Raw genomic sequence first — 4,740 nt, forward strand, 5'->3', positions numbered from 1 at the left:
AATGGGATAATAGAGGCTGCGGATAGGGCTTTGTCGGTGCTGCTGATGGTTTGGCCGGTTTCGGGGTCTTTGCCAGTGATGGCTCGGTAGCCGTCGTAGATGCCGCTGTATTCTAAAATGATGTTTTCGGCGGTTGAGACGACCTCACCATCTAGTATGCGTTTGGCATTTCCGCGGCTGCGGCTTTCTGGGATGTTGTCAACTTCTTCTATTCTTACTTCGCCGTTTGCAATATATGTTCGAATGATTTGTTTATTGGCGTAAACGGTGTATCTCCCGCCAATAAAATCAATATCCGACGGGTTCGTGACGACTTCATCAGCGATGTCGAATTCTTTTAGCTTTTTGATGCCTTTTACGTTATATAGTTTACCATTTACGACCCTGATGTCTCTATGAATCTTACTTTTCCCGCTCACAGCTTCTTTTTGTAATGTCGTAAGCAATGGATCGCTTTCTTTGACTTGCTTGTTGACGTTTCGGAGGGTGTCTCTATGAACCACCGTCTCCACATTCGCCTGTTCTTTCTCACTCAATTTCTTCAGCATGATCATCATCGGATGGTCCTTCTGGTTGTCTATTTTGTTATTCAATCCATTGATCGTGCTGCTTACTTTTTCTTCTTTTGTGTCTTTGAAAATAGATCCCTTTTGATAGCTGGTGATCTCGATTTTTGGACCGCTGAACATGGTGCTTAAGGTGTCTATGTATTGCTTCATTGTTTGTAGTGCACTTGTTGTTTCATTCATAGCACTTGTTTGTTCTCTGTCAAAGGCATGGAGCAGTCCAATGGTTCTGGAGGTCTCAAGCCATGCTTTTTGATAGCTCTGTTGAAAAGCAGACTCATCTACATGAGGCAAATGAACGATATGACTGACCCTGCCGATCGCCTGGTTTACATCTGTTACGATGTCAGAAATCGCTCGCTCCGCTTTTTTTAAACCTGAATCAAGTTCGTGTTCGATGAATGTTTGTGAAATAAAACCATGTTGATTTGATTCAAGGGCATGAAGTGCCTGCTTTGTTTTTTTGAGCTCAGAGCTGTATTCCTCAATGACAACCTGAAAGAATTGCAAGAAAGGAATATGGCATTCTGTATAAAATGCTCGGATGGCCTTACCTGCCTCTCCCTTTAGTGCGTCATCAAGGGAGATGATGTAGTCGATTTGTTTTTCTAGTGCGCTGATATTATGTGACTGCTGCTTTAACGAATTCAGTGTTTGGTCAATTCCATTGATTAGCGCAAAGGCGTCAAGGGTTTTCATTCCGTTCTCCTTTATTTTCTTTTATGACTAGAAGCAAGCGCTTTGTCCGTTTCAACCATGGTGCTCACGGCTTGTTCTGTTTGTGCAAGCTGTTTCTGAAGTATTTCTATATAGGATGTAGTTAGTTTATTCAATTGCTGGTTGATCTTTTCTATCTGTTCTGTGGTGGAAAGCTCATTTGTCCCTTTGATGGTTTTTGGAAGTGTTGAATGGACATGAGCACCTGCTTGTTTTGCATGTTTTAATGCTTTTTTCGCCTCACTGGCATCTATTTTGATTTCTTTGCTCATTTTATTTTCCTCGTTTTTCTTCCAGTTGTTTTTGCTTCTCTTTTTCTATTTTTCTTTCAACTGTATGAATATCACGTTCTAATGAATGGATATCTGCTGTCAGGTCATTAATTTTTTCATCAATTCGATTCAATAGATTGGTGAGCTGTGCATCCTTTATTTCTTGACTGGCCGATTCCATCTCTTCCCTAAGGCGATCAAACGTATCAGCCAAATGGCCAAACCATGTATGTGACGTAAGGTTCGGACGCATGATGTTCTTGCTCGCATCTGACATGGCCGTTTTTGCCTCTTTCACTTCTTTTCGGCATATGCTCAGTTCTGTGATTTGTTCTTTCTTTATGGATATGTCTGCCTTTAACGAATACAAGGCCGTTTTATATCCGATCATGGTTCCAGATATCGTCAACACCCCTATTCCTCAAATAGTCCTCCGTTATGTTACCATTTACTAGCACAAGAGGCATATGATTGAAAACGAATTCACTTAAAAATGAATCGTATGTATTGGGTTTTTATACCTAATCCACATAAAAAAAGCTAGCTTCGTTTTGACACGAAGCTAGCTTCTTGGATGATTATATTATAGTGCTTGAGCTGCTGTGATAAGCGCAAGGTTGTAAACGTCTTCGGCATTACAGCCTCTTGAAAGATCGTTTACTGGTTGGTTTAGACCTTGCAGGATTGGACCTACTGCTTCAAAGTTACCTAAGCGCTGTGCAATTTTGTAGCCGATGTTTCCTGCTTCGAGGCTAGGGAAAACAAATACGCTGGCATCGCCCTTGATGACAGAATCTGGTGCTTTTTTCGCTGCTACTGAAGGAACGAAAGCTGCATCGAATTGGAACTCTCCATCAAGTACAAGCTCAGGTGCTTTTTCTTTTGCAATGCGAACCGCTTCAGACACTTTTTCCGTTTCGTCTGATTTTGCTGAGCCTTTTGTTGAGAAGCTAAGCATTGCCACACGTGGTTCAATGTCAAACATTTTTGCTGTGTTTGCACTTTCGATAGCAATTTCAGCTAAATCTTGGCTGTCTGGTGCAATGTTGATCGCACAATCAGCAAACACATATTGCTCGTCTCCGCGAGCCATAATGAAGACGCCAGATGTTTTCTTTACGCCTTCTTTTGTTTTAATGATTTGAAGTGCTGGGCGCACTGTATCAGCCGTTGAGTGTGCTGCACCACTCACAAGTCCGTCTGCAAGACCTTTATACACAAGCATCGTACCGAAATAGTTTTCATCCAGTAATGCTTTTCTTGCTTGTTCTTCTGTTGCTTTACCTTTACGTCTTTCAACGAAAGCCTGTACAAGCTCTTCAAAACCTTCATATGTATGAGGATCATACACGTCAACACCATCAAGTGTAAGACCTAATTCTTTTGCTTTTGCTTCCACTTCTTGCTGCTTGCCTACAACAATCGGCTGCAATACTTTGCCATCTGCTAGTTTTTGAACGGCCGTTAGAATGCGTTCGTCCATTCCCTCAGGAAAAACGATCTTAACGCCTTTACCTGCAACCTTTTCCTGAACTGTTGAAAAAATATCTGCCACTTCAATACCCTCCTTGATTTTACAAAAAAAGCGTTCTCTTTTAAGCATACTCTTCTTCTACATAAATTCAAACTACCAACTTACATTATAGCGCTTACAAATTAAATTCTTATTTTTCAAACTAATTTAATCAATTTCCATAAAAGCTGTTTCCCTCGTTCAAGTTTTGATCACATCTCCATTGGGACAAACTATGTTATAGTTGGAACAGATGGAAAACTGTAAATAGGAGTGAAAGAAATGAGCGAACAACATACAACAAATGAAGCAGCTCAAACACTAGACGGCTGGTATGCGCTGCATGATTTTAGAACGATCGACTGGACAGCTTGGAAGCTGTTAACAAGTGATGAGCGTCAAGCGATTCTTCATGAGTTCACAGGTCTATTAGAAAAATGGAAAACAGCGGAGCACAATCAGGCTGGAAGCCAAACAATCTATAGTATTGTCGGCCAAAAAGCAGATATTATGCTCATGATTTTACGTCCAACAATGGAAGAACTGGGTGAAATCGAGCTTGAATTCAACAAGTCACGACTAGCAGAATTTACGATTCCAGCCTATTCGTACGTGTCAGTTGTTGAACTGAGCAACTACTTAGCAGGAGGCGGAGATGGCGGAGACCCTTACGAGAACCCGCATGTACGTGCGCGTCTATATCCTGAGCTTCCTTCTTCTCAATATGTCTGCTTCTATCCAATGGATAAAAGACGTTCTGGCAATGATAACTGGTACATGCTTTCAATGGATGAGCGTAAATCCCTAATGAGAAGCCACGGCTTAATTGGCAGAAGCTATGCTGGGAAAGTAAAACAGATCATTACAGGATCTGTTGGCTTTGATGATTATGAGTGGGGCGTCACCCTTTTCTCAGACGATGTTCTTCAATTTAAAAAATTGGTTTACGAAATGCGCTTCGATGAAGTGAGTGCACGCTACGGCGAATTTGGTTCCTTCTTTGTTGGAAACCGATTAGCAAACGAGCAGCTGGCGTCTTATTTCCATGTATGATAAACTCTTAAGGCTTCGGATCTCTCCGAAGCTTTTTTATGTATGTATTTGTTTAGAAAGGTGATCTCATCATGAAAAACTTCCCCATCGCTATTTTTGCATTAACGCTCGGTGCGTTTTCGATTGGCATGACTGAATTTGTCATCATGGGACTTTTGCCAAACGTTGCAAATGATCTCCATGTATCCATCTCTGTTTCAGGTCAGCTGATTACTGGATATGCACTCGGTGTCGCAGTTGGCGGACCTATTTTAACGTTATCAACTGGAAAAATGTCGAGGAAACGTCTTCTTATCTTATTAATGATTCTTTTCGTGGCAGGAAATGCTGTCGCCGCTGTATCGACTTCTTATGGTCTGTTGATGGCTGCACGTATTTTAACGTCTTTTGCTCATGGTACCTTCTTTGGTGTTGGAGCCATTATGGCTGCACGGCTTGTTCCTAAGGAGAGAAGCGCAAGTGCGATCAGCTTCATGTTTACAGGACTTACGGTAGCCAATGTACTTGGTGTGCCATTTGGTACGTTTATCGGAAACCAATTAAGGCCACGACTTCTAATTGATTTCTTCTTTCTTCTTCACGTTTCGATAACATGTCAATCCAAAAAACAATTGTATTA

6 protein-coding genes are annotated in these 4,740 nt (G+C 41.4%); 2 read left to right on the top strand and 4 right to left on the bottom strand.

The window, feature by feature from the left end:
* From BA1_RS17905 to pta, 4 genes are all read right to left on the bottom strand, one after another.
* Window positions 1-1,265: T7SS effector LXG polymorphic toxin (locus BA1_RS17905; protein ID WP_008362078.1), on the bottom strand; the 1,265-nt coding region annotated here is incomplete at its 3' end.
* A gap of 11 nt (window positions 1,266-1,276) precedes the next feature.
* Complete coding sequence (locus BA1_RS17910) at window positions 1,277-1,555, bottom strand: YwqI/YxiC family protein (protein WP_008362080.1); 279 nt, start codon at window positions 1,553-1,555, stop codon at window positions 1,277-1,279.
* 1 nt (window position 1,556) lies between these two features.
* Entirely contained in the window at window positions 1,557-1,964 is a 408-nt protein-coding gene (locus tag BA1_RS17915) for a YwqH-like family protein (protein WP_008362082.1), read from the bottom strand.
* Between the two features lie 174 nt (window positions 1,965-2,138).
* Entirely contained in the window at window positions 2,139-3,110 is a 972-nt protein-coding gene (pta, locus tag BA1_RS17920; RefSeq protein ID WP_008362084.1) for a phosphate acetyltransferase, read from the bottom strand.
* A 240-nt stretch (window positions 3,111-3,350) separates the two neighbouring features.
* Here pta and hemQ point away from each other — a divergent pair, with 240 nt between their 5' ends.
* Both hemQ and BA1_RS17930 read left to right on the top strand, forming a co-directional pair.
* Window positions 3,351-4,121 carry a hydrogen peroxide-dependent heme synthase gene (gene hemQ / locus BA1_RS17925; protein ID WP_008362086.1) on the top strand — a complete coding sequence of 257 codons (771 nt, stop codon included), beginning with the start codon at window positions 3,351-3,353 and terminating at the stop codon, window positions 4,119-4,121.
* Between the two features lie 71 nt (window positions 4,122-4,192).
* On the top strand, window positions 4,193-4,740 hold a 548-nt coding region (locus tag BA1_RS17930), incomplete at its 3' end, for an MFS transporter (RefSeq protein WP_008362088.1).

It is taken from the genome of Bacillus xiamenensis, assembly GCF_000300535.1.
In the GTDB taxonomy this organism is placed as follows: domain Bacteria; phylum Bacillota; class Bacilli; order Bacillales; family Bacillaceae; genus Bacillus; species Bacillus xiamenensis.